This is a genomic window from Streptomyces sp. NPDC015125 (assembly GCF_043080045.1).
Lineage (GTDB): Bacteria > Actinomycetota > Actinomycetes > Streptomycetales > Streptomycetaceae > Streptomyces.
The window spans coordinates 49804-72403 of record NZ_JBIBVF010000019.1 but is presented as its reverse complement, the minus strand read 5'-3'; the positions used below and the strand labels follow the sequence as shown (position 1 = coordinate 72403).

Annotated in this window: 23 protein-coding genes; 17 read left to right on the top strand and 6 right to left on the bottom strand. The window is 68.2% G+C overall.

The window, feature by feature from the left end; all coding sequences use genetic code 11:
* Window positions 1–9 precede the first annotated feature (9 nt).
* The 11 genes from ACF088_RS30330 (at window position 10) to ACF088_RS30280 (ending at window position 9031) form a co-directional block, all read left to right on the top strand.
* Window positions 10–372 carry a hypothetical protein gene (locus ACF088_RS30330; RefSeq protein ID WP_392379066.1) on the top strand — a complete coding sequence of 121 codons (363 nt, stop codon included), beginning with the start codon at window positions 10–12 and terminating at the stop codon, window positions 370–372.
* Between the two features lie 83 nt (window positions 373–455).
* The gene (locus ACF088_RS30325) at window positions 456–1475 is read left to right on the top strand and encodes a hypothetical protein (RefSeq protein WP_392379065.1); all 1020 of its coding nucleotides are present in this window, start codon (window positions 456–458) and stop codon (window positions 1473–1475) included.
* 164 nt (window positions 1476–1639) lie between these two features.
* A complete protein-coding gene (locus ACF088_RS30320; RefSeq protein ID WP_392379064.1) occupies window positions 1640–2062 on the top strand; it encodes a hypothetical protein in 423 nt (140 codons plus the stop codon).
* 92 nt (window positions 2063–2154) lie between these two features.
* Window positions 2155–3084 (top strand): hypothetical protein, encoded by a 930-nt coding sequence (locus ACF088_RS30315; RefSeq protein WP_392379063.1) that lies wholly within the window; start codon window positions 2155–2157, stop codon window positions 3082–3084.
* Window positions 3085–3175: 91 nt separating this feature from the next.
* Window positions 3176–3529 (top strand): hypothetical protein, encoded by a 354-nt coding sequence (locus ACF088_RS30310; protein WP_392379062.1) that lies wholly within the window; start codon window positions 3176–3178, stop codon window positions 3527–3529.
* A gap of 79 nt (window positions 3530–3608) precedes the next feature.
* Window positions 3609–4709, top strand: a complete 1101-nt coding sequence (locus ACF088_RS30305; protein ID WP_392379061.1) for a phosphoadenosine phosphosulfate reductase family protein — start codon at window positions 3609–3611, stop codon at window positions 4707–4709.
* A gap of 36 nt (window positions 4710–4745) precedes the next feature.
* Window positions 4746–5813, top strand: coding sequence for a hypothetical protein (locus ACF088_RS30300; protein ID WP_392379060.1), 1068 nt, complete (start codon window positions 4746–4748; stop codon window positions 5811–5813).
* 145 nt (window positions 5814–5958) lie between these two features.
* Window positions 5959–6846, top strand: coding sequence for a hypothetical protein (locus ACF088_RS30295; RefSeq protein WP_392379059.1), 888 nt, complete (start codon window positions 5959–5961; stop codon window positions 6844–6846).
* Window positions 6847–6938: 92 nt separating this feature from the next.
* Entirely contained in the window at window positions 6939–7367 is a 429-nt protein-coding gene (locus ACF088_RS30290) for a hypothetical protein (protein ID WP_392379058.1), read from the top strand.
* 116 nt (window positions 7368–7483) lie between these two features.
* A complete protein-coding gene (locus ACF088_RS30285; RefSeq protein ID WP_392379057.1) occupies window positions 7484–7936 on the top strand; it encodes a hypothetical protein in 453 nt (150 codons plus the stop codon).
* A 69-nt stretch (window positions 7937–8005) separates the two neighbouring features.
* Complete coding sequence (locus ACF088_RS30280) at window positions 8006–9031, top strand: esterase-like activity of phytase family protein (protein ID WP_392379056.1); 1026 nt, start codon at window positions 8006–8008, stop codon at window positions 9029–9031.
* 72 nt (window positions 9032–9103) lie between these two features.
* Here ACF088_RS30280 and ACF088_RS30275 read toward each other — a convergent pair whose 3' ends face one another.
* The 4 genes from ACF088_RS30275 to ACF088_RS30260 are packed head-to-tail and all read right to left on the bottom strand — an operon-like array spanning window position 9104 to window position 11883.
* Entirely contained in the window at window positions 9104–9676 is a 573-nt protein-coding gene (locus tag ACF088_RS30275) for a hypothetical protein (RefSeq protein ID WP_392379055.1), read from the bottom strand.
* Window positions 9673–10839, bottom strand: a complete 1167-nt coding sequence (locus tag ACF088_RS30270; protein WP_392379187.1) for an MAB_1171c family putative transporter — start codon at window positions 10837–10839, stop codon at window positions 9673–9675. Before ACF088_RS30270 ends, ACF088_RS30275 begins: the two co-directional genes overlap by 4 nt.
* A gap of 52 nt (window positions 10840–10891) precedes the next feature.
* Window positions 10892–11479, bottom strand: a complete 588-nt coding sequence (locus ACF088_RS30265; protein ID WP_392379054.1) for a toxin — start codon at window positions 11477–11479, stop codon at window positions 10892–10894.
* Window positions 11476–11883, bottom strand: a complete 408-nt coding sequence (locus ACF088_RS30260; RefSeq protein ID WP_392379053.1) for a hypothetical protein — start codon at window positions 11881–11883, stop codon at window positions 11476–11478. Before ACF088_RS30260 ends, ACF088_RS30265 begins: the two co-directional genes overlap by 4 nt.
* A gap of 334 nt (window positions 11884–12217) precedes the next feature.
* Between ACF088_RS30260 and ACF088_RS30255 the strand changes: the two genes are divergently transcribed.
* Window positions 12218–12703 carry a hypothetical protein gene (locus tag ACF088_RS30255; RefSeq protein ID WP_392379052.1) on the top strand — a complete coding sequence of 162 codons (486 nt, stop codon included), beginning with the start codon at window positions 12218–12220 and terminating at the stop codon, window positions 12701–12703.
* 564 nt (window positions 12704–13267) lie between these two features.
* Entirely contained in the window at window positions 13268–13648 is a 381-nt protein-coding gene (locus ACF088_RS30250) for a hypothetical protein (protein ID WP_392379051.1), read from the top strand.
* Window positions 13649–14516: 868 nt separating this feature from the next.
* On the opposite strand, the gene ACF088_RS30245 is transcribed toward ACF088_RS30250, so the two are convergent.
* Window positions 14517–15404, bottom strand: a complete 888-nt coding sequence (locus ACF088_RS30245) for a LysR family transcriptional regulator (protein WP_392379050.1) — start codon at window positions 15402–15404, stop codon at window positions 14517–14519.
* Between the two features lie 518 nt (window positions 15405–15922).
* On the opposite strand from ACF088_RS30245, the gene ACF088_RS30240 reads away from it, so the two are divergent.
* From ACF088_RS30240 to ACF088_RS30230, 3 genes are all read left to right on the top strand, one after another.
* Window positions 15923–16696, top strand: coding sequence for a gamma-glutamyl-gamma-aminobutyrate hydrolase family protein (locus tag ACF088_RS30240; RefSeq protein ID WP_392379049.1), 774 nt, complete (start codon window positions 15923–15925; stop codon window positions 16694–16696).
* Window positions 16697–16870: 174 nt separating this feature from the next.
* On the top strand, window positions 16871–18610 hold the full coding sequence (locus tag ACF088_RS30235) for a carbamoyltransferase (RefSeq protein WP_392379048.1): 1740 nt from the start codon (window positions 16871–16873) through the stop codon (window positions 18608–18610).
* Window positions 18611–18972: 362 nt separating this feature from the next.
* Window positions 18973–19629 carry a LysE family translocator gene (locus ACF088_RS30230; RefSeq protein WP_392379047.1) on the top strand — a complete coding sequence of 219 codons (657 nt, stop codon included), beginning with the start codon at window positions 18973–18975 and terminating at the stop codon, window positions 19627–19629.
* A gap of 242 nt (window positions 19630–19871) precedes the next feature.
* Here the strand turns inward: ACF088_RS30230 and ACF088_RS30225 are convergent, their stop codons facing one another.
* On the bottom strand, window positions 19872–20870 hold the full coding sequence (locus ACF088_RS30225) for a LuxR C-terminal-related transcriptional regulator (RefSeq protein ID WP_392379046.1): 999 nt from the start codon (window positions 20868–20870) through the stop codon (window positions 19872–19874).
* A 576-nt stretch (window positions 20871–21446) separates the two neighbouring features.
* Between ACF088_RS30225 and ACF088_RS30220 the strand changes: the two genes are divergently transcribed.
* Window positions 21447–22481, top strand: a complete 1035-nt coding sequence (locus tag ACF088_RS30220) for an SGNH/GDSL hydrolase family protein (RefSeq protein WP_392379045.1) — start codon at window positions 21447–21449, stop codon at window positions 22479–22481.
* The last annotated feature ends 119 nt before the right edge of the window (window positions 22482–22600 follow it).

Genomic DNA, 22600 nt, shown 5'->3' with positions numbered 1-22600 from the left:
TTCAACCCCATGCCCCTGCCGTCCTGGCTCCCGTCCCACCTGCCCACCGCCGATTCGTCGAGGTGGACGTGGGAGTCGTTCGCCAACGAAGTGGCTCGTCTGTTGGGACTCAGCCCGACCGCGCACACCGGTGAGTTCGAGCGCAGTTCCGAGACGGATCACATCTGGCTGCTGTGGCAAGCGGAGCGGGGCGGAGCGAGCGTCCTGGTGGAACGGCCGTACGGGGAGCTGCGCGCGGCCGTGCGCATCAAGGTGTGGTGGCACCAGTCCCCTGACCCGGCCGATGTCGCCGCGATGGTCCGGGCGTACGAGCGGCGCGGGCGCGTCCAGTCCCTTCGGTCCCTGCTGGCCCGGGTGCTGCGCCGCCGCTGAGCCCCTGAGTGTGCCGGTCGCAGTCCCGCGGCCGGCCTCCCCGCGGCGGAGAGTTCCGCCGCCCCAGAGGAAGGAACGAGCGCGTGAGCGCATACGTGGAGATCCCCAGCCCGTGCGAGTCGGCCCCCGGCCGGTTCACCGTCGACCTGGTGTTCCCCGTCCAGTCGAAGCGCAGGGCGAAGCAGCACCACGATGTGGCGTGGACCCTGGCCGGCGTCCACGGCCTTGAGGTGTCGACGCCGTACAAGGTGAACTCGCGCTGGTCCATCTACGAGGAGAAGTGGGGGAACGGGGAGCGGCACGGATGGCTGGACGAGCGGCGGCTGCGCGTCGACGGCCCGGCGCGCGCCCTGGCCCGGTACCTGGTCGCCTTGGAGCGGGTCCTGGACGAGGTGGAGGCCCTGGCAACCCGGGCAGTCCGCGTGTTCGGCGCGTGGAAGCGGTCCGTCGAGGCGGAGCCGTTCCTGGAGTACGAGGACGCGACGACCATGCGCGTTCGGGCCCGGGAGTTCCGCGCGGACGTCCTGCACGCCCTGGCACAGGGGCTGGGCGCCCGTCGGCGGACCGCGGGGGAGCGGGACAGCTCCCGGCCGCTGTGGGAGCAGTACGGGGCCGTCGCCGAGGAGGTGTGGGCCTCCGCGGGCGCAGTTGACCTCGAGCGGGCCGACGACAGCACGGTGACGGCCCTCATGGCGCGGATGGTGCCCGCGGTCGTCGCCGAGGCAGAGCGCCTGGCCGCGCTCGAGGCCGCCCAGGTGGAGCGGGAGCGCCTGGAGGCGGAGCGGGTGGAGCTGTTCCGGCAGGCCGACGCGGAGCTTGCGCGGGAGGCCGATGAGGCGGACGCCGAGCGGTACGCGCGAGATGGGCAGGAGGGCCTGTTCCCCGTGTCGGAGGCCCGGCCGCTGCTGCTGGTGCCCCCGGCCCGTCCGGTGAAGCCGCGCTGCGCGCCCCGCAAACGCGTGGCCATGGTGGCTCGGTTCCCCGCCGGGATCAGGCACGTTGCGATCAGCCGGGAGCAGGTGGAGTGCGTCTCGCCTGCCATCGCGGCCGCCGTGTGGCCGGAGGTGAGCGGGGACCGCCGGCGGTACGCCCCCGCAGCCTGACCCCCGCCGCGCCCCCCGTGAGTCTCAAATGACTCAGCAAGAAGACTCGCGGGGTGCACTGCGCCATTTTCTGAAGAGGTGCTACACACCAGAGTCTTATTGCTGTACTGTTTTGCTTGTTGGTGGAGAGCACCACCAACGTCCCGAAGGAAGGAACGCCGCTGATGAATGCTGTCCTGGCTGTGAAGCCCATGGAACAGCTCTCCGCGCAGTACGGGCCGATGCGTACCGTGCTGAACTCCGATGCCCCCGCCGACGTCCCTGCCGAACAGGCCGACGTCTTCCGCTTCAACCTGCTGGGCGGGAAGGGCAAGCGGGAATCCGTCGTCAACGGCGCGGACGGCAAGCCGGTGCTGATTATCCGGTTCGTCGAGTACATCGACCCCGTAACCCAGAAGACGCGGTATGGCGTCGACTACTGGTCGGTCCTGCGGTACTGGGCCAGCGACCACCAGGCGGGCGCCGTGGCGGAGCTGTCGTACGAGAAGGCCGTGCGCGACGAAGTCCGGTACACCCGGCTCCAGCTCGCCCCGGAGCGGTTCACGCATGGCGTGGCCAGCTTCTACGACCTCACCGACGTCTTCTGACCGGTCCGGTCTCCTCTCGCCGGGGCGCGACGTTCACCGCCGCGCTCCGGCACCCTCCCCCAACCTTCTTCCGCACACCAGGAGTCCGAACCATGGCCAGCACCAAGACCACGTACCGCACCACCCACCCGGGCACCAACGAGGAAGTCACCTTCACCAAGGGCGGCCGCCCCATCCGTTGGATCACCTGGGGCGACTTCGGCGACGGGTTCGTGCACTTCGGCTACAGCTCCCAGGAGACATACGAGAAGGCAGTAAAGGCCCCCCGGTCAACCAACCCGTACGCCAAGCGGTACGAGGCGACTCCGGCGACGGTCGTCGAGGACGAGACCCCCACCGGTGCCGCGGCCGCCGAGAAGGCCGGGGAGCGCCCCATGCGTGCCGGTCTCACCGTCACCCCCGACTCGCCCCGGCCCGGCGAGATGAAGCTGAACGTGGAACTGGACGGCGAGATGATCGGCGTCGTCTTCGACGAGTCCCCGGCCAAGCTGGCGCGCGGCGGGTTCGCTGCCTGGTCCTCGAAGTGCCGCAACCGCGGCGGCATCGTCGGCTTCTACCCGTCGAAGGAGGAGGCGGCCGAGGCAATCGCCGACCTGTACGCCGAGGACGGCCCCGCCGGCGCCAAGGCCCCCGAGGACGCCGAGGAGCGCGCCGTGTTCCTCGCGCTGCCCACCGACCGCCGGAACGCCACCGCCCGTGAGGCCGCGGACGTGCACCACGGCACGCGCACCGTAGCCGAGTGCTGGACTGAGGCGCTGGCGTGGGACGAGGGTGAGCACCCCGGGGCCGACCCGGAGACGGGTGAGCCGGTCTATGTCCGTACGCACTCCGCGACGACCCGGCACCTGCCCAACCCCGACAGGCGCGGCCGCCGCACCCTGTGCGGGCAGGCGTGGCAGCTCGCCTCCTGGTACCGCCACAACGGGAAGATCCAGCGCCCCGACGGCTGGATGATCCGCGAACTCCCCGACTGCGGAGGGTGCGGGAAGTCGCACGCCGCCCGGCAGGCCCGCGCCGCGTAGCAGCTCCCTCCGGCCGGGGCGCGTCCCCCACCCGTGCCCCGGCCGTACGCCGCCCCGTTCCGCCCGCTCCACTGACCTCGAGGACTTCACCATGCATGCAACGATCCGCGCCCACCGTGCCCGCAAGGCCCGCTCTCCCCTCTGGACGGACCGCTGCCCGCGCCCCGCCAGCGTCCGGTCGACGAGCACCACCGTCGGTGCCGCCCGCGCCTGCCTCGCCCGCTCGTACCGGTACGGGGAGCGCCACACCATCCCGTGGCTCAAGACGCAGGTGACGCGGGGCGAGTGGCGCCACAGCGTCCAGCGGGCTGCGATCCAGCACGGAGGTATGGCGGCTGCGACTGCGTGGCGCTCCGGGGCATACGGCCGCCCCGTGCCCTTCCCGCCGGTCGACCGCTCGATGCTCCCGCGCGAGGAGCGCATGGGCCGCCCGCGGCGACGGTAGCCGCCCGCCCGGCCGGGGCGCCCGCACCACCCCGGCCGCACTGCCCCTCTCCGCCCACCTCACCCCCAGGACACCCGCCATGCAGACCGCGACCCTCTTCGATCTCCCCGCCATCCAGACCGGCCGGCAGGTCGCCCCTGTGGCCGCTCCGGCGAAGAGGGCGCGCCGCCCGCGCAAGGTGCACGCGTCCGTGCCGCTCAAGCCGTCCACGACCGTCCCCGACGAGCTGATAGCCGAATCGGACTGGGTGGTCGTGAACTCCAGTGGCGGTAAGGACAGTCAGGCGATGCTGTCGTACGTCGTCCGTCGCGCGAAGGCCCTCGGGATGCTGGACAAGGTGGTCGTCGTCCACGCGGACCTGGGGGACATCGAATGGGCCGGCACGAAGGCCCTCGCTGAGGAGCAGGCCCGTCTCGCCGGGGTCCGCCGGTTCGAGGTGGTGAAGGCGAAGGGCGCTGATCTCCTCGGGCGTGTCCTGATCCGCTTCGGCAAGCTCAAGGCGAAGGCGGAGCGCGAGGCGATCGAGGCGGGCCTCGACCCGACCGCGGTGAAGGTCCCCCCGGCTTGGCCTTCGAGTTCAGCACGCTGGTGTACGAGTGACGTGAAGCGAGGGCCGATCTGGACCCTGTTCACCAAGCTCGCCGCGGAGCTGTCCCACCTGGGCCGCCCGGTCCGCATCCTCAACTGCATGGGGCAACGGGCCGCCGAGTCCGCGCCGCGGGCGAAGCTCGCCGAGGTGGAGATCGACCGCTCCGCGAGCAACGGCAAGCGGCACGTCACCGTATGGCGCCCGATCCACGGGTGGAGCGACGCCGAGGTGTGGCGGGAGATCGCCCGATCCGGTCTGCCGTACCACGAGGCATACGACTGGGGCATGCGCCGCCTGAGCTGCAGTTTCTGTGTCCTCGGGTGTGAGGCCGACGTGGTGCTCGCCGCGCGGCTGCGCCCGGACAAGGCCGCCGAGTACGCGGACATGGAGGTCCAGGTCGGCGCCGACTTCAAGCATGGCTTGTCCATGGCCGAGATCATCCGCCGCGCCGCCGAGCTGGAGAAGGAACTCGGCCCTGTGCGGCGGCCGCCGGCCGGGACAGCGATGGCCGGGTTCGTCGGCAAGTCGACGACCGCCATGTACCTGGGCCGCCGTGACCTCCTCCGCGAGCGACTGACCCTCGCGTCCTGACCCCTGAACCACCCCACCAAATTCCGGAGAAGACCCGTGTCTGTGTTCACCACCGCCTACACCACCGACAAGCTCACCCGGGGGCAGCGTCGCGTCATGCTCGCCGCCGTCGACGCGGACGGCCGACTGCCCGACGGCGCCAATCAGCGCGTCCTCAACAACATCACGGAGTCCTGGGCCCGCACGGACGCGGCGGCCGGGGGTCGGTTCCTCACCGCCGAGGGGCGCGCCGCGCTTGCACCGCTGGGCCGCTTCTCCCTCCTGGCGCGGGCCAACCCCCTGACGGGGTCTCTGTCGGGCACGACCGGGCACAGTGACACGCTCGCCCTGGTCCGCGACGGTCTTGCCGTCCTCCAGGACAGTGAGGGCCGTCCCGTGCCCGTCGCGGACCGCTGGGAGCGCGGAATCTCCCTGCGCATAACCGAGCGTGGCCGGAGACTGGTCGGCATGCCGCTGACAGCTCCCGAGTTCGCCGAGCGCTTCCCCGTGTACTCCCGGGCGATGTGGAAGCGAGAGGGGGAACCCGCACGGCTCGTACAGATCCTCGGCTGGCCGCTCACAGACGGCACCGTGCGCGTACTGCCGGAGGGTGCCCGTCTGAGCTACTCGCAGAGGACGGAACGACCCGTGCCGGCCGGGCAGATTCACCCTGCGCCCCAGGCCCCCACGACCACCGTGACCAACCGATCCGACGACCGAAGGAAGACGATGACCGACAGGACGCCCGAGCCGACCCTGGACGACGACCTTGAGGCGCTGCGCGGGCTTGCCGCTGCGGCGATGAAGCCGATGACGCCCCGCGCGGAGACCTGGGAGCAGGTCAAGGCCCTCGAGGCGCGCGCCACCACGGGTTACGAACTGGCGGCGCGGTTCACCGAGTTCGACCAGCGGGCAACGGCCGACCGTCGTGCGCCGAAGGAGTGGGGGATCGGCCGGGAGCTGTCCGAGGAGCGGATCGCGGCCGAGCTGGAGCAGCGGCCTGAGCTGCGAGCCCTCGGGGGGTTCGTGGCGACCCTGGCCAAGCTGGGGATGGCGCCGTGGCAGATGGCCAACCTGGTCCGCACGGTGCAGGCAAACCACCAGGCCGGCGCCGACGAGAGCTGAGCGCCGCGGAAGCGTGGCGGGGGCCGTCCGGTCGGGCGGTCCCCGCTTTTCATGGACTCCCCCTTTCCCGTGAGTCTCATTGCTGTACTATCTGTGGTGTTGGTGGAGAGCGCCGCCAACGAGTCCCGAACGAAGGAATTTTCGCGTGCTTTCTGCCGTCCTCTTCGACCTTCCGGCATCCGCTGAGAACAGTGCAGCCATACGTCCAGCCGCCCCGCAGAACCCTGGCCGCCGCTCGTACGACGACATCGACCGCGTGACGTACCTGGGCACGCATCAGCCGTCGTGGCTCGCCCGGCCGGAGTTCGGCGAGGACTGCGTCCCGCTGTGCGTCGCGAACCACCGTCTCTCGGGCCGCAAGACCCTGCCGCGCGCCATAACCCCGTGGATGCTCGACAGCGGCGGCTTCACGGAACTGTCGAAGTACGGGCAGTGGACCCTCACCCCGTACGAATACGCCGCGGCGGCGCGCCGGTACTACGACGAGATCTCCATGATGGACGCCTGCGCCATCCAGGACTGGATGTGCGAGGACGAGATCCTGGCGACGACCGGGCTGACGGTGGAACGCCACCAGTACAAGACCGTGGCGTCCTTCCTCAACCTCATGACGCTGGACGCGGATCTGCCATGGATGCCCGTCCTCCAGGGATTCACCCTCGACGACTACCTACGCTGCGTGGACCTGTACGAGCAGGCCGGTGTAGACCTCACCCTTGAGCCGGTCGTCGGCATCGGGTCCGTATGCCGTCGGCAGGCCACGAACGAAGCCGTCCGCATCATCGAGACCCTGTGGTCCATGGGCATCCGGCTCCACGGGTTCGGCTTCAAAGTCACCGGCCTTCGCGAGACGGCGCACCTGCTCTACTCCTCAGACTCCCTCGCGTGGAGTCTGAACGCCACCAAGCGGGCCCCCTTGCCCGGGTGCACGCACAAGCACTGCGGGAACTGCCCACGGTACGCCCTGGCGTGGCGGAACCGTCTCCTGAACTCCCTCCCCGATCACCGGCAGCTCCTCACCCTGACCGCCTGATCCACCAGATTTCCGGGGCGTCCATCACCGGGCGCCCCGGTACCACCGGCGGGTGAGCACCCCGCCCCCGACCCGAACGAAGGGACACCACCATGTACAAGAAGCCCGACCTGAACGGCCCGCTCATCCGGCTCCGCGAGAACGCCGCGGCGTGGAAGGCCAATCTCGCCCGCCTCACCAGCCCCGAGGGGATGAAACAGGACACCTACGCCTGGCCGATCGCACGCATGGAGGAGCGCGACGATCTCGCCAAGCAGATCGTGGACGACTTCACCGCGCTCGACGAGGTGATGTCGTCGCACCACGGCATCGGCAATGCCGCCCCGGCATCGTGGAGCGTCGACGCGCTCACCGACGAGGACCTGGCGAACGTCAAGGCCGACTGGCCGGAGCTGGGCATGTTCGCCGACGACACCGTTCGCCGAGTGGCTGACGTCATCGGCATCCGCATGGTGCGGGCGATGGCACAGGAGGCCGTACGACGAGCCCCCGGCATCCTCCAGGCACGCGACTCCCAGTAGGCACCACCCCGCCGTCCATGGCCCGCCCCAGCCCGGGAGCGGCGCCATGGACGGCGCGCCCGTTCGCACCCGGGGCCGGAGAGCACCGGCCCCGTCCCAAAGGAAGGAACCGCCCCATGCCCCGCGCCACCCGTGTCAGCACGATCCGCCGTCACCTCGCACAAGGTGGGCTCGTCGACCTCGAACTCGACGAGGCCACGCAGAAGGCCAGCCACCCCACCGAGCACGAGACCGACGGGTTCGCCGCCCGACAGCACGTCAACGCCGCCGGCACGCTGATCGTCCTCGTCGGCGCGTACGGCCCGGACTGGTTCACCACCATGCGCGAGGTCCGTCACCGGCTGGAGCAGCCGTACGTGAAGTGCACCGTCGACGGCGATGCTTCGGGCCTCGGAGACCATGAGGTTCTGGCCTGGTGGGCGACGTCCAAGGAACTGCAGGCCCGCAAGCGTGCTCAGGCCCAGCAGCAGGCCCCGCTCCTCGCCCTGCTGCGCAAGCAGGATGCCGCCGCCAAAGCAGCAGCGGAGCGGCGGGCCCTGGAGGACTCCGGCCAAGCCGGTCTGTGGTGACCATACGTCCGTCTCGCCTTCGGGGAATGCGAATCCGCAGTTGTCAGTGGCATGACGTATTTTCCAGTCATGACGATTCGTTCCGGCCTGTGTGCCACCCTCGCCGCGGTGGTGACCGCCGCGACCCTCACGACCGCGGCAGCGCCCGCTCAGGCCGTTTCCCGCACCCGTGCCTGCTCGTCCTCCGCGAGCCTGAACGGGTTCTCCGATGCGCTGGACAAGACCACCGTTGACGGTGTCTACGTCGGCAACCTGTCCTCCCTCGCGGTAGACACCAACGGCCGCCTCACCGCGCTGTCCGACCGCTCGCAGCTCTTCTCCCTCGACCGGCACAACCGCCCAAACGGCGTACTGCCCCTCGTCGACGAAAACGGCCAGCAACTCGACTCCGAGGGGCTGGCCATCGAGCGTGACGGTACGCGGCTGGTGACGTCCGAATACGAGCCGTCCGTGCGGCGATACGACCGCCAGGGCCAGCTCCTCGGACAGCTCCCCGTCCCCGAAAACCTCAAGACGTACAAGGTCACCAACCGGGCCTTCGAGGGCCTGACGCTCGACGACCGCGGCCACAAGCTCACCGCCAGCATGGAGGGGTGGCTGACGACGGACGGCACCGACACCCGTCGCTTCCAGACGTGGCAGCGCGGGCGCCACGCCGAGTTCCGGACCGACCGTCAGTTCGCGTACATGGGCGACACCGGCTACGGCATCTCGGAGATCGCGGCGACCGGCGACGGCCGCCTCCTGGTCCTGGAACGGTCCTTCAACACCACCGTCGGTTGGACGGCGCACCTCTACGTCGCCGACCCGCGGCGGGCCACAGACGTCAGCAGCGTGACGGACTTGGCCGACCAGGACCAGCGGGTGCGCTTCGCATCGAAGACATTGGTCGCCAAGCTGGAGGAGTGCCCCTCTCTCGACGCGCCAACGCGGTTCCCCGTCCAGGCCAATCCGCTCGTCGGCAATATCGAGGGGATGGCGATTACCGGCCGGCGCCACGGAGTTCTGCGTCTGACGCTCGTTGCTGACGACGACCAGAGCCCGGCCGCGATCACGCGCTTGTACGGGATGGACGTCCGGCTGCCGCGCCGCTGACGCCATTGGACATGGATGTGGGCCCGGACCGTTCGTCGGTCCGGGCCCACATCCATGTCGAGAGAGGCCGGTTCACACCGCCAAGAAGGCGGCCGCGGTCGCCGCGCCCAGAGAAGCGCCTGCCACGGTCTGAGCGACGGTGTGGTACGTCAGCGCCACCCGGGACCAGCACACCGCGATGGTCAGCAGATAGGCGAGCAACCACCAGGGCGAGTGGACGACGGCGAGCAGCGCGGGGACCGCGGACGCCACCGCAGAGTCGACGCTGATCTTCCAGACCGTGTTCACCGTCAGGAGGACGACAGTCATCGCCCACAGGGCGAGCATGGCGACGAGGATGCCGGCCGGTGCGCCACCGAGGACCATGACCAGCGAGCCGCAGCCGATCGACCCCAAGATGACGAAGAAGATCGGCGCCCTCTTCTTACGGTCCACCACGTGCCGGTCACCCCAAGTACCCCGCGCCCGCTCCCACTCGATGTACCCGGCCGGTATCAGTCCGGCGCAGAACGCGCCGAGCAGCCCCCAGAGGATACCGGTCCAGTCGCCTGCAGCAGCCAGGCCGATGCCGACCATGCCGGCCACCAGGACGTTGCGGGGCTGGAGAATGTCGGTGACGGTCCGGGCCGTTGTGGTTTCGCTCATGCGGCTTCCTCCGCGGTCGTGAGCAGGCTCTGCGCCTGCGCCGTGCTGCTCTTCCGGTATGCCCTGGCCACTTGGCGCAGCCATGCGACCTCTCCGTCCTGGTCGACGGCCGCGGGCTGCTCGAACGCCGCGACCGGGCCCGGGGGCGCTCCTGCCGCCTTGGCCGCGAGCGCTGCCTTGATCCAGTAAGCCTGGGCGACGGCACCGTGAGCGGCCTTCTCCCTGGCGGCCGCCATCAGGTCGTCGGGGACGTGATGCCGCAGTTTCTCGATCGCGTCGGCGACATCGTGGACCCACCGGTCGAGCTGGAGCTCGGCGTCCATGTCGCGGCGTGTCAGCTCTCTGTACCGGGAGCGCGGCGGCTCCATCGGGATGCCGGGGAAGGCTGCCATCAGCTCCCGCCACATGGGGTACAGGCGCGCGAGGGCCCACCAGGCGCGGGCACGGCGGAGGCCCGCCTCCGAGGCCGGGACCGACACGCCGAGCGCGAACAGCACAAAGAGGAGGAGCTGCATCGCCTCGGTGGAGGACTCGATCTTGTGGGCCACGGCATAGCTCGGCTGGTCGGCGAGCCAGACCCACATGGCCAGCATGCGGCCGAAGGCGTACACGACGCCGAGCACCATGGCGAAGGCCATCATGCCCAGTCCGACGCGCAGCAGCCCGCGCCTCTCACGGCGGAACGCCCCGGCCCACTGGTAAAGACAGATGGCGGACGCAGAGCCCAGGTAGATGTAGAAGACGCTCATATAGGCGGTGGCACCCCACTGCCCGGCGTGATCGCTGACGAAGTGGTCACTCGGCACCGAACGGTCGACGATCGTGAAGAACATGACGGTCATCAGGGCGAAGGAGGCGAGGGCCGTCTTGGTCGCCACGCGCTGGATGAGGCGGGCCACGCGCACGGCACGGGCCATCTCGCCGTCGGCGGGGTACTGCCCGTAGACCGCGACGATGTAGTACATGATCGACAAGATTGCCGCGCCGGCCGAGTAGTGCTTGAGCAGGATCGAGGCGTCCACGATCGAGCTGTTGTTGAGCCCGATTCGGACGATCTCCGTCTTGGTCCACAGGGCGATGGAAAAGCCCACGAAGCAGCCCCAGAGGGATCTTCGGCGGGCGTCGGAACCGCCAAGCGCACGCCAGACGGCGACGGCGGTCATCAGAGCGGCTACGAGGTAGCCGGCTATGTCGAGCACGAGGGTGGTCCTTCAGTTACGAGCGGCGGAAGAGGCTGCGAAGACGGCGCCCTGTTCGGGAGCTGCCGCCGGCGGGCCGAGAGAGGGTGTCGCCCAGGCGGCCGAGCATGTCGTCCGTCGGCACATCGCGGGCCATGCGGGGAATGAGGGAAGCACCCACTTCAGCGATCCGCTCTTCCAACGTGCGGTAGTTGGAGCGGGCCTGCACGGTGACCTTGCCCGCCATGACGCGCTCGACCAGGTCCGGCCCGAAGACAGGCAGCAGCGCCCTGAGTTCGTCGGCGCTGAGCTGAGTGCCGTGGTCCAGCCACTCGTGGACCAGCTCATGCAGCTTCACGTGCTCGGTCAAGTAGGCCGACGGCCGCTGACGGTGGAGGATCACGCTGAAGCCGGCGTCCTTGATTCTCAGCCCGCACGCCGTGCTCGCGGTGATCATCGACTCGGGGATGGGCTGCATGATGATCCGGCGGCCGCGGGCAATCTCCATGTTGATCCGCAACTGCTCTACGGAGAACGGGTTGGGGATCGGAAGGCCCTTCAGCCCGATCTCACACAGCTCCCGTACCTCGCTCAAAGACAGCTCGGAGGAGGGCGTGTCCGTCATGCCTGCGGTTCCGCCGGACGCTCCTGCGCTTCCTGGCGCGCCTTTTCCACCAGGTCCAGCGCGAAGTTGAGCAAGTCGGGCGAGAGTCCCCCCTCGGCGATCCCTCGCCCGGCGATCCCGCTGATGCCGCCCGCGCGCTTGTCGACCAGGAAACGGAGCCCGGCGAACACTTCTGCCTCAACCTCCGATTCCGGCTTGAAGAAGCGCCAGTCGCAGTCGAAGCCCAAACCCAGGGCCTGCAGCGTCTCGTCCCGAACCTCAGTGAGCTGCCCCTTGCGGAGCTTGCCGAAGTAGCTGTGCGACAAGGCGCCCCCGCGGCGCTCCACGATTCGACAGAACTCCCGGTCGCTCGGGGCGCCTTCGGGGTACGACTCCTTCAGCAGGTAGTTGATCTTCTCCTGCAAGGTGCGTGGCTCATCTCTCTCGCCAGCACTCATCTCCGCCCCCAGGCTGCTCATGTCCACTTTTGCGTGGTTTGCTTCAAAATGGCTTCGTCACTCTAGACCACGCCGTCGTACGGGAGTTCGCGTCCTGTCTACGCTCCGACCTCGTGATCCGTGCGACTCTCATCCGGCTTGCGTAAACACTCTACGTCACTGTTAACTCGATGACACACAGGGTCGCCTGAGAGGCAGTGCGGCCGGATTTCGCCGTGCCCTGAAGCTGCGCACGGGACTGCCCGGCTCGGGGGAGCGGGCAGCCCCGTGCGCCCACTCGATGCGATGGAGTGATGGAAGAGTGACGATCTCCGACGCAGAGCCCCTGCTCTGGGCCTCCAGCCTCCGGAACGCCGCGGCCAGGCGGAACGCCGACGTGCCACAGGTTCTCCTGTCGAACAGCCTTGAATTTCGGCTCGGCCCCGAACGTGCGCCCGCCGAAGCCCTGCGCCGCTCACGCCGGTTCGCCGCAATGGTGCTGCCAGCCCTACTCGGCCCGGTGCCGAACGCGGCAGTCGTCGCCGAGTCGGTGCTCGGGGTCCTCACGGAGCTGGTCGACGTCACCGCGCGGCATCGCGCAAGCGTGGACCTGGCAGGCCGAATCTCGTGCGACGGAACCCATGCCCTGCTCACCGTCGGGGAGATGGACCGCCCCCTACCGGAACCGGAGACTGAGCCGGGCCTGTTCATCGTGCATCGCACGGTCGACGACATCGGCCAGTACCGAGGCGACGAGGCTGGGTACGTGACCTGGGCGGCCGTGCCGATCCCGCCGAAGGCTCAGTAGCTCCTCCGGTTCGCTCCGCATCCTGCCCCTGAAGGTCCAGCCGGAGCCCCGTTTCCGCCGCCCGTCGACTATGTCGACGGCCGCCTGCGACCACCGCATAAAAAGTTGGCCACTAAAGCGCACCTGGGTTCGCGGGGCGAAATTTGTGGGGGTGCAGGCTCGAAATGGGTCTCCATTCTGTGGCGCCTGCCGAAGGCCATGGGCTCGGGGTGGGGTACCCCGCGCGCTGCCTGTCGGCAGGCTTTAAGGGGGCTGTCGGCCTCGCTATCGGGAGGCTGTCCGGGGTTAATTCGGCTGTCTGTTTGGGGCATGCGAGTCGCCCCCTGCAGCATCGCGTTTGTAGCGACCTGGCGCCTGGTTCGATCCGGGGCCTCTGAAATTTCAGAGAGGTGCACGCCGGGCGCCGGTACGAGTAATGACAGTGTGGCGCACGTCACAGGTCGTGTCCGCATATTGGACTCCTCGTGGGGCCCTGTGTAGTTCGTCAAGGTGGCGGGTTGGGTTGCCGGTGGCGCCGGCAGGCTGGAGGGGGAAGTGGTGGGGACGTCAGATGGAGGGCCCAAGGTGAGGGGCGTCGAGGAGTGGCAGGACGTCTATGGCCTGCTAGAGGCTGTTCGGCAACGGTCGAACGCATGGGTGTGCAACGGCTCGTTGGAGGAGCTGGCGGTACTGATGTCCGGGTATCACCTCGCGCTTCAGGTCCACGATGTCGATGAGCCGTTCGCATTTCACCGTGGGAGTGGAGAGTTCGCCTCTTGGCTCAGCAGGACCCGCGGGTGGTCGATGGCGGCAGGGTGGGACGCCGCGATCGCGGAAAACCTGCCTGGCGAACCTCCGCTGGATGCCTTCTTTCGGCTCGTGGATGAGTACCGCGAGTTCTCAGGTACGTCGGTTCGCGAGCCCTTGCACCGCGCGGCGCCTGTTCAAGCTGATCGTGCGGGCTGAGGTTCATGGAAGGTTCCATCGCGGCGGCATCGCGAAGAGGGTGCCTGCCCGCCGTCTGGAGAGAGAGCCATCGGGGGCGTGCCGGTCGAGGTGAAGCAGCAGCGCGGCCGTGGCTCAAGGTCAAAAAGTTACGTAGCCACTTAAGTAGCCATCGGGGTGGCGATCCTCCACGTTCATGCAGGTGACAGCGTTGCGGCGACACTCCCCGGCGTACAGGCCGACTCGTCCGCCCTTAGCTGGGACTTTGCCTCGGAAAGGGCCTCTGACCTGCGTCGGAGGCCCGTTCCGGTCTTTCGGGGGCTTGCCTGTCAAAGCGCCGCGCGGACGACGCCCGTCACATCCGCTACCGGAGAGGCGGTTGGCGCTGCGATCGTGGTCTTCCTCGAATCGCTGACTCGCCATGGAGGCCGCCCTCCCGCAAGTGCGCAGGAGCGACACGACGCGAAACAAGGAAGCACCTCGACGCCCGGAGCGGTGACGGAGGAAAGCCGCACGGCAATCGACTTCGCCCGACGACGGTGTTCTCCCGAGCCTGCAACGGCACAGTCCCAGCCCACCAAAGAGGGCCGCTTCGCCTCTCACTGACGCAATTCCTTCGGCACCGCACGAGTTGCGCCCCGCGACGCGACGCGTGGCCACTCCGCGCCGGCTCCTGATGTGCCGTCCCAGCCACTTCGACGTCACCTGCTCGATCAGTCCCTGGATGCATCCGGAAGAACCCTGCGACAGCAGCCTCGCGCTCACAAGGGGGAGCACCTGTACGAGCTGTGCCAGTCCCTCGGCCACACCGTGGAAGTCATCGAGCCCTCGCCCGGGCTACCCGGCACGGTGTTCGCAGCCACTGGCGCCACCATGATCGACGGCAAGGTCAGCCGTCGCCGAGAAACGCTTTCACCAGCACCTCGGCCGGCCCCTGCGGCGTGTGGCTGTACAGGAGTTCGGTGCGGTGGACCAGCTTCGGGGATGCCAGGGCGACCGAGGTGATACGGGGGTCCCGTGCGGCCACGGACTGTGGAAGAACGACCAGGCCGTGGCCTGCGGCGGCGAGTTCGAGGACGGTCTGCACATCCATCCCTTCATAGGAGAAGGCGCCCGGGAACGGATGGCTTCCGCAGACGTTTCGCAGGTGGGTGAGCGGGGTCGCTGCCTCCGGCGCATCGATCCATTGCGCGTCCGACAGATCGGCGAGGTGGACGTGTCCGCGCCCCTCCAGGGGGTGTCCCGCGGGCAGGAGCACCGCTACCTCCTCCTCGTGGACCACGGTGGCCTTCAGCGGACCGATGTCGGGAAGCTGCAGTGGATCGTTGGAGGCCACCACTCCCTCGATGACCCCGAAGTCGAGTACCCCCGTCACGATCTGCGCGGCTACCGCCGCACGCTCGAGCACCCGCAGGGTGATTCTCGTTCCCGGGTGGTCCTGGCGTAACCGGGCAAGTATTTCCAGGAGGCGTGAGGTCACCGCAAGCGGCGAAGCCCCCCAATGCAGATGGTCGGCGGGTGAGGTGACCGGCCGTGAGACATCGACGCGTGCGGCCTCCATCCGAAGGAGGAGCGGCCGGGCGTGCTCCAGCAAGCGCGCCCCGGCGGGAGTCAACGAGACAGGTCGCCGGGTCAGCAGAGCCACCCCGAGATCGTTCTCCAGGGAGGCCACGTGCTGCGAGACCGCGGACTGGGTGTACCCCAACTCGCGGGCGGCATCCGAGAAGGACGAGCGTTGGGCGACCGCAACGAAGGTCCGGAGCAGATGAACATCCATCTGCATCAAGATAGCTAATGATGATCAAGAGATCGTTGTTGGTCAACGACTCGGCGGGGTTGCCATGATGACGGCATGTCATCGGGACGGAGGGCCCTCACGACCCGCCTCGCTCTGGTCGGTGATCGTTCCCGGCAGGTGCAGGCAGACGTCCGCATCCCTGCGATCCTGACCGCCCTCGCCGACTTCGACGCGCGCGTCCGCTGCCACGCCCGTCGTGCGCGCAGGCGCCACGCCCGCTACCTGCCGCCGGTACGGCGTGACCGGTGGCGAGCCGGCTCGGGAGTGTTGATGAGGTCAAAAGAAAGCCAAACCCTTGACTTCTAAAGGTCTAGATTCATACCTTAAAGACCTCCGTCAAGGGTGCTTGCATCAAACTCTGCTGTTCAGCGGAGAACTTCATCAGTCGATGCCAGCTACTTCCCAGAAGTCGGGACCGAACGCCCCCTGCCTCCCAGTGTCATCGGGCCTAGAAGTCGGTGCGCTGGAAGCGGTGTCCGGATGCATCCGGCATCGCGATGAAAAGCGAGGACCTCGTGCAGAAGCCGCTCATCGGGATCACCACCTACCTCGACCAAGCTCGGTGGAGGGACTGGGACATGGACGCCGTACTGCTGCCGGCGGAGTACCCACGCCTGGTGCAACGGGCCGGCGGTCTGGCGGCGATGCTGCCGCCGGACGAACCCGCGATGGCCGACGCGGCGGTCGCCCGGCTCGATGGTCTGGTGATCGCGGGCGGCCCGGACGTCGATCCCGAACGCTACGGCCAGCCGCGGCATCCGCGGACGGGGCCGCCGGCCCCGGAGCGGGACGCATGGGAACTCGCCCTGATTCAGGCGGCGTTGCGCTGCGGTATCCCGTTGCTGGGCATCTGCAGAGGCATGCAGCTGATGAACATCGCCTGCGGGGGCACGCTGGTTCAGCATCTGCCGGATGTGGTGGGTCATGACGGGCACGCAGTCCAGCCCGGGACCTTCTCCGAGCACGAAATCCGGATCGTGGACGGCTCACGACTCGCCACCGTGATCTCTGGCAAGGTCGCTGTCCCGAGCTACCACCACCAGGCGGTCGACGAGGTGGGCAGCGGGCTGCGGGTCAGTGCCCATGCCGAGGACGGCACCGTGGAGGCCGTCGAGAGCGCATGCGGCGCATTCGCGATCGGCGTGGAATGGCACCCCGAGATGGGTGACGACCTGCGGGTCATGTGCGCACTGGTGGACGCCGCAACCGCCCGGACAGCAGAGCGGGCCGAATCGCCGGCACCAGGGCCGGCCCACCAGGTCACGGCATGACCGCCGCCCGCGTACCGCATCGCTCACCGTCGAGGACAACTCGCCGCTCCGTCCCGCCCCTCGGGTGAGCGGAAGCCTCCCCCGAAACAGCAGCTGCAGTCCCACGGTCGACCCGCGGGCACACCGCTTCCGGCTGCCGACCGCCGTGCTCCATCACGACCAGAAAGGGATGACATGACCTACATCCTCGGCCTGAACCTCAGCCATGACCGATCCGCTGCCCTCGTCAAGGACGGCAAGGTCGTGGTCGCCATCGAGGAAGAGCGCCTGGACCGGATCAAGCACTCCGAAGGCTTCCTCGTCCAGGGATACTTCGAACGGCTGACGAAGGTCCTGCCCATGAGGGCCGTGGCCTACTGCCTCGACACGGCAGGCATAGGCATCGACGACCTCGATCTCGTCGTGGGAAACCGTCCGCTCGGCGACGGCGCGGTATGGCGCATCCTTCGGGAACTCCCCATCAAGGACAAGAGCAAGGTCCACGCGATCCCGTTCCCCTCTCACCACCTTGCCCATGCCGCGACCACCTACTACACGTCCCCGTTCGAGGACGCCGCCGTACTGATCGTGGACCAGGCAGGCAGCCGCGGTCCTGACCAGATGATCGAGAAGCACACCGCTTTCGTCGGCGAGGGGACCACTCTGCGTTCCGTCGCCGCCACCAACTATCCGGCCGACTATTCGGACCTGAGCTTGGGGTGTTTCTATGACTTCTTCACGACGAAGCTGAACTTCATCACCCGGTACGGAACCCCCGACTTCGGCCTGTTCGAGTGCGGCGGCTACCCCGAGGCCGGGAAGACCATGGGCCTGGCTCCGTACGGTCGGCCACGGCCCGAATGGGGCGACTGGCTGACGCTGGACGGTTTTGACATCAAGGTCTCGCAATCCGGCCTGGAGAAGATCTGGAAGGAAATATTCACCGCGGAGAGCGACGGCTACGAGTCGAAGGCCCCTGATTCCTGGCAGCACCAGTTCGCCAAGGACGTGGCCTTCAAGGTGCAGGACGAGCTCGAGAAGGCGATGCTCCATCTGGCCCGCACCACCCATGAGCTGACCGGCAAGCGCAATCTCTGCCTGGCCGGCGGCATCACGCTCAACTCGGTGGCCAACCAGCGCATCAGGGCGGAGGGGCCGTTCGAGAAGGTCTTCATCCCCGCACCGGCCGGCGATTCGGGCAACGCGATCGGCACGGCCCTGTACGGCTGGCACGAGATCCTCGGCGGCAAGGAGCGCAGCCCGCTTCGTACCGCTGCCCTGGGACGCAGGTACGCGCGCGAGCGCGTCGAGCAGGCGCTGCAACCGTACGAGAGCAAGCTCGACTGGCGAGAGACGACGACTGACGAGGTCGCGGGTCTCCTTGCCGAGCACTACTTCGTGGGCTGGTACCAGGGAGCCTCCGAAATGGGACCGCGGGCGCTGGGCCACCGCAGCATGCTCGCCGATCCCCGGCACCCCCGTACGCGCGACTATCTCAACACCACGATCAAGCACCGCGAGGTCTTCCGGCCCTACGCTCCCTCCGTCCTGGCCGAGAACGTCTCGGACTGGTTCGACTTCACCGGGGAGAGCCCCTTCATGCTGCTGGTCCCCGCGGTCCGCGAGGCGAAGCGGGCTCAGGTGCCGGCGATCACTCATGTGGACGGGACAGCACGAGTGCAGACCGTCCATGAGGAACTCGACCCCGAGTACCACGCGTTGATCAGTGCCTTCCGGGCGCGGACCGGCGTGCCGATGCTGCTCAACACCTCCTACAACGACAACGGCGAACCGATCGTCGAAACTCCCGAGGACGCCCTGCGCACGTTCTTCCGGACCGATCTGGACTTCCTCTACCTGGAAGGCTTGCTGGTCAGCAAGCCCGGCAGGACATCCCTGCCGGAGGGCCACCCGCGCGAGACCCCCCTCGCCTGACGGACGCGACCGCATGCCTCCGGGGTGGCACCCGAGACCCGAGCGGTGCCGCCCCGGCCCGTGCTCGACCCCGAAGCGGGGGTCGAATGCCGGGCGACGCGGCGCAGTGCCGACGGCAGCACCGGGCTCTCCCTAGCCGACGCGCCCCGTATGGACGCCTACAAGCTCGTTGTGGATGGGGGCTACCGCTCTCTGTACAGTCTCGACGTTCAGCAGCAACTGGAGTTCCGCTCGGGCATCACGGGTCTGGACTGCGACTTCGGGCGACTGCGTAGTAGCCACCACTCCCACTCCGCCCCCGACTTGGCCGGTTGTCCGAACCGGCCAGATCAAGCGAAGCAACAATTCAATGGTGAACATTCATGAGTATCCTCGCATCCATCTGGTCCTTCACACTCGTCGTCGGGCTCCTCACCGTTATTCCAGGACTCGACACCGCGATTATCGTCCGGACCTCCGTACTGGGGAATTATCGCCGTGCCTGGGGGGTCGTGCTGGGAATCCAGAGCGGCACATTGTTCTGGGGAACATGTACGTCTCTCGGGATCACCGCGCTCCTCACCGCGTCGCAGGTCGCCTATAACGTGGTGCGCTGGGCAGGCGCTGCCTATCTGCTCTGGATGGGCTTCCGCATGCTTCGGGACAGCATGCGGAAGCCCAAGGACGAAGGGGAGAACACCGAGACCACCGAAGCCGATGAGATTCCCAATGAAACGGGCAGACTGCTGGCCGGTTGGCGGCGGGGAACTCTCACGAACGTTCTCAACCCCAAGGTGGGCGTCTTCTACGTCGCCATGCTTCCTCAGTTCATTCCGGTATCTGCACCGCACCTTCCGATGGGTGTGCTGCTTACCTGCGTGCATGTGGTTCTGGGGACGCTGTGGTCGGCGATGCTGGTCTTCTTTGCCCGGTCGGCGCGCCGCTGGATCCAACGCCCCGTTGCCCGTCGCCTTCTCGACCGGGTCACCGGAGTCGTGATCCTCGGGTTCGGCATCGTGGTCGCACTGAGCGACTCCTGAGCCCCCGCACGCGGGGATTGCCGTCCACGGGCCCTCTGGATTCCCACGACTCAAGCAAGCCCAGGGGCACGACACGCTGTTGATTCCGCACGTCCGGTTCGGGCGCCCGTTCCGAAGCCCCAAAGCTGCGAGGCATCGCTGTCTCCGCGTATGCCCGGAGGAGCAGCTGCACCTGCCCCTCGGAAAGAAGAGATCGCCGGTAAAGGGATCCAGGTCCGTCGGTGACTGCCTGCCGAGCCGGATCAACTTCCCGTGTCGATATGCGAGGAGATCCGGGGCGCCATGCCTTGTTCCCGTAGGTGGTGGGAGTGCAGAAGGTATCCGAGATGCAGCCTGTTCCTTGCTCCCAGCCTCCGCATGAGGTCCGAGACGTGACGCTGGCAGGTCCGCAGTGACATCCCCAGCCGACGGGCGATGACCTTGTCCTCGAGCCCCTCTGTCAGCAGATGGGCAATCGTCGTCTTGATGTCGTCCAGGACTTGGCCGGCGGTCACCGGGTCGTATCGCAAGGGGAAGGGAAGGGCCGTGCTCCAGGCCGGTTCGAATGCGGTCCGCATGACATCGACCACATGTGGATCCCGGACGATCAATGCGCCGTACCGGTCGTCGCGCAAAGGGGTCACCGCCACCTTGCCGTCGAAGAGGAGCAGCTTCATGAATCCGTCGCTCCGGGTACGGACTTCTGCTCCCCGCCCGGTGACGTGCTGGACGAACTCCGCGGTCGCGGGGCTGAATCGCGCCGTGTGCTGGTAGAGGGTCCGCAGCCGGACGCCGCGGCCCAGTAATTCGTCGGTGCGCTCCAGTGATTCCTTGAGCGCCTCGGCGGGCCGGGCCCCACCCGGCTGAGCGGTGATCACTTCCTCGGTGGCCTCGGCGGCGAGCTGGGTGAGGGCCCGGCGGACCGAGGGAAGATCCGGTATGACCTCCAACGGGCTCGTCCCGGCCCCGTGCAGCGTGGCGTTCTCGTAGACCTGCGCGAGTTCGGAGTACACCTCACGGATGGCGTCCACCTCGCGCTGACGACGGTTGAGCTCCCTGACGATCGGCCAGACGAGCTGCACCCTGGCGCATTCGGGCGAGAGGGCCCGCAGGACGCCCTTCTCCCAGGAGGACGTGCACAGCAGCCTGAGCGTCATCAGCTTGTCGATCGCCTGGTCCAGGGACTCGTCGGACAGCCGTGTCCGCGTGCGCACTTCGTGGGTCGAGATGCCTTCGGGGACTTCGGCCAGGAACCGGTACACAGCCCGGGCTTCCTCCCCCAGAACAGGCCATTCCCCTGTGGCATGAAGGCCGGATACCTCCACGTTGCACACCCCCGGTGTGTCTGAGCCGCGCGGCACATCGATACCTGGCACGCCGGAGGCCGACTCCGGAGGCAGAGCACCCGGGAAACGGCCTCGTTCACCCAATCACTCTTACGTTATGCCGAGTTGGGGAATGCTCGGCGATGGCTTCGACATTCACCACAATTGGCTGGTTTCTCCCCCTGCGGTTCCCGGTGGGGCGTCGGCCCCGCCCCGTGACGCATCTGCGCCAGACGCAGACACGACACCCCGTGTGTGTGTACGCACCGCCCGTTGTCCCGCAGGCTCAATACGGTGCCGGTCCCTTGAAGACCCGGATGAACACACGGATGAACACACGGATGACGACACGGAGTTGCCATGGCGCTCACCGCACGATGTCCGGCTGTACCCGTATGCGACGCCCTGACCAGCGGCCCGTCGGCTCTCGGCCTTGGCATGACCGCCGACCTCGGCTGGGGAGACTGAGCGTTCCTCCTCCCCGGCAACCGTCCGCTGACAGGAGTTTCGTCCGTGAACGCAAGGCGCTATTCGCTGACCCCGCAGATGGCCCAGTACGACGACTTCGTCGATCGCGGGGAGACCCGCTGGGTGCCCTACCTGATGTACTTCCACCGGGCGGACTACCGCTCCGGCGTGGTGAACACCGATCGTCTCGGATTCCGCGTCTCCCATGGCGCGTCCGGCTCCGCCTCCGTCGCCGACGCTCCCGCCGACGGCACGGTCAACGTACTGGCAGGCAGCTCCACGGCATTCGGTGTGGGCACCACCGGCGACGCCGCCTCGATCCCGTCGCGCCTGTGGACCCGGCACGCGCCCTCCGCCCCCTGGCTGAACCTCGGTGCCCGCGGATACTGCTCCACCCAGGAGATGATGCTCTACCTGCTGCACCGCGAGATGCTGCCGCCGGTCGACCAGCTCGTCATCCTCTCCGGGCTGAACAACCTTGCGCTGGCCGGCCTCCCCCGGGCCCTGCAGGGCGATTACGGGGCCTTCTTCTTCTCCGGCGAGTACTACCAGCAGATGGAGGAGCTGCGCTCGCGCCACCGCAAGGCCAAGCGCACCGGCCGGCTCGGGCGCGGCGAACGCCGGTCCGCCGCGCCGCCGGCACCCGCCGATGAGGCGCCGTTGACGCTCGACGAACGGCTGGCGACCGCCGTCGAGCGCACGGCGCTCGACCTGGAGCGCTTCCGGCTGCTGGCCGGCGCATCCGGCACCCGGATCTCGTTCGCTCTTCAGCCGCTCGCCACCTGGGTGCGGGATACCCCCTCGCGCGAGGAAGCCGAGCTCTTCCACGAACTGGACCGCAAGCAGTCGACGTTCTGGCAGCTCTTCGGAGAGATCGCCCCCGCCGAGGTCGGCCGCCGTTACGCCGAGGGCATCGCGCAGGCGTGCGCGAAACACGATGTGGCGTTCCTGGATCTCAACCCGCTCGTGGCGGATGCTGCAGATCCCGGGCAGTGGCTGTTCGTGGACCGCGCGCACTTCACCGACGAGGGCTACGACCTGGTGTCCGGTCTGCTGGCCACGGGCCTGGGTCTGTCCTGACCGCGGGCCCGGGTCTGTCCTGGCCACGGGCCTGGGCCGGTCCTGGCCACGGGCCCGGGTCTGTCCTGACCGCGCCGTCGAGCCCCGCATCACACCCGTCACTCCTGAAGGGAACCTCC

Excerpts from the sequence above, each read along its gene's own strand:
- ACF088_RS30240 (WP_392379049.1), top strand. The coding sequence starts at position 15,923 with ATGAAAAGCGAGGACCTCGTGCAGAAGCCGCTCATCGGGATCACCACC.
- ACF088_RS30310 (WP_392379062.1), top strand. The coding sequence starts at position 3,176 with ATGCATGCAACGATCCGCGCCCACCGTGCCCGCAAGGCCCGCTCTCCC.
- ACF088_RS30230 (WP_392379047.1), top strand. The coding sequence starts at position 18,973 with ATGAGTATCCTCGCATCCATCTGGTCCTTCACACTCGTCGTCGGGCTC.
- ACF088_RS30320 (WP_392379064.1), top strand. The coding sequence starts at position 1,640 with ATGAATGCTGTCCTGGCTGTGAAGCCCATGGAACAGCTCTCCGCGCAG.
- ACF088_RS30315 (WP_392379063.1), top strand. The coding sequence starts at position 2,155 with ATGGCCAGCACCAAGACCACGTACCGCACCACCCACCCGGGCACCAAC.
- ACF088_RS30245 (WP_392379050.1), bottom strand. The coding sequence starts at position 15,404 with ATGGATGTTCATCTGCTCCGGACCTTCGTTGCGGTCGCCCAACGCTCG.
- ACF088_RS30235 (WP_392379048.1), top strand. The coding sequence starts at position 16,871 with ATGACCTACATCCTCGGCCTGAACCTCAGCCATGACCGATCCGCTGCC.
- ACF088_RS30265 (WP_392379054.1), bottom strand. The coding sequence starts at position 11,479 with ATGACGGACACGCCCTCCTCCGAGCTGTCTTTGAGCGAGGTACGGGAG.
- ACF088_RS30330 (WP_392379066.1), top strand. The coding sequence starts at position 10 with ATGCCCCTGCCGTCCTGGCTCCCGTCCCACCTGCCCACCGCCGATTCG.
- ACF088_RS30280 (WP_392379056.1), top strand. The coding sequence starts at position 8,006 with ATGACGATTCGTTCCGGCCTGTGTGCCACCCTCGCCGCGGTGGTGACC.
- ACF088_RS30275 (WP_392379055.1), bottom strand. The coding sequence starts at position 9,676 with ATGAGCGAAACCACAACGGCCCGGACCGTCACCGACATTCTCCAGCCC.
- ACF088_RS30285 (WP_392379057.1), top strand. The coding sequence starts at position 7,484 with ATGCCCCGCGCCACCCGTGTCAGCACGATCCGCCGTCACCTCGCACAA.
- ACF088_RS30290 (WP_392379058.1), top strand. The coding sequence starts at position 6,939 with ATGTACAAGAAGCCCGACCTGAACGGCCCGCTCATCCGGCTCCGCGAG.
- ACF088_RS30305 (WP_392379061.1), top strand. The coding sequence starts at position 3,609 with ATGCAGACCGCGACCCTCTTCGATCTCCCCGCCATCCAGACCGGCCGG.
- ACF088_RS30270 (WP_392379187.1), bottom strand. The coding sequence starts at position 10,839 with ATGACCGCCGTCGCCGTCTGGCGTGCGCTTGGCGGTTCCGACGCCCGC.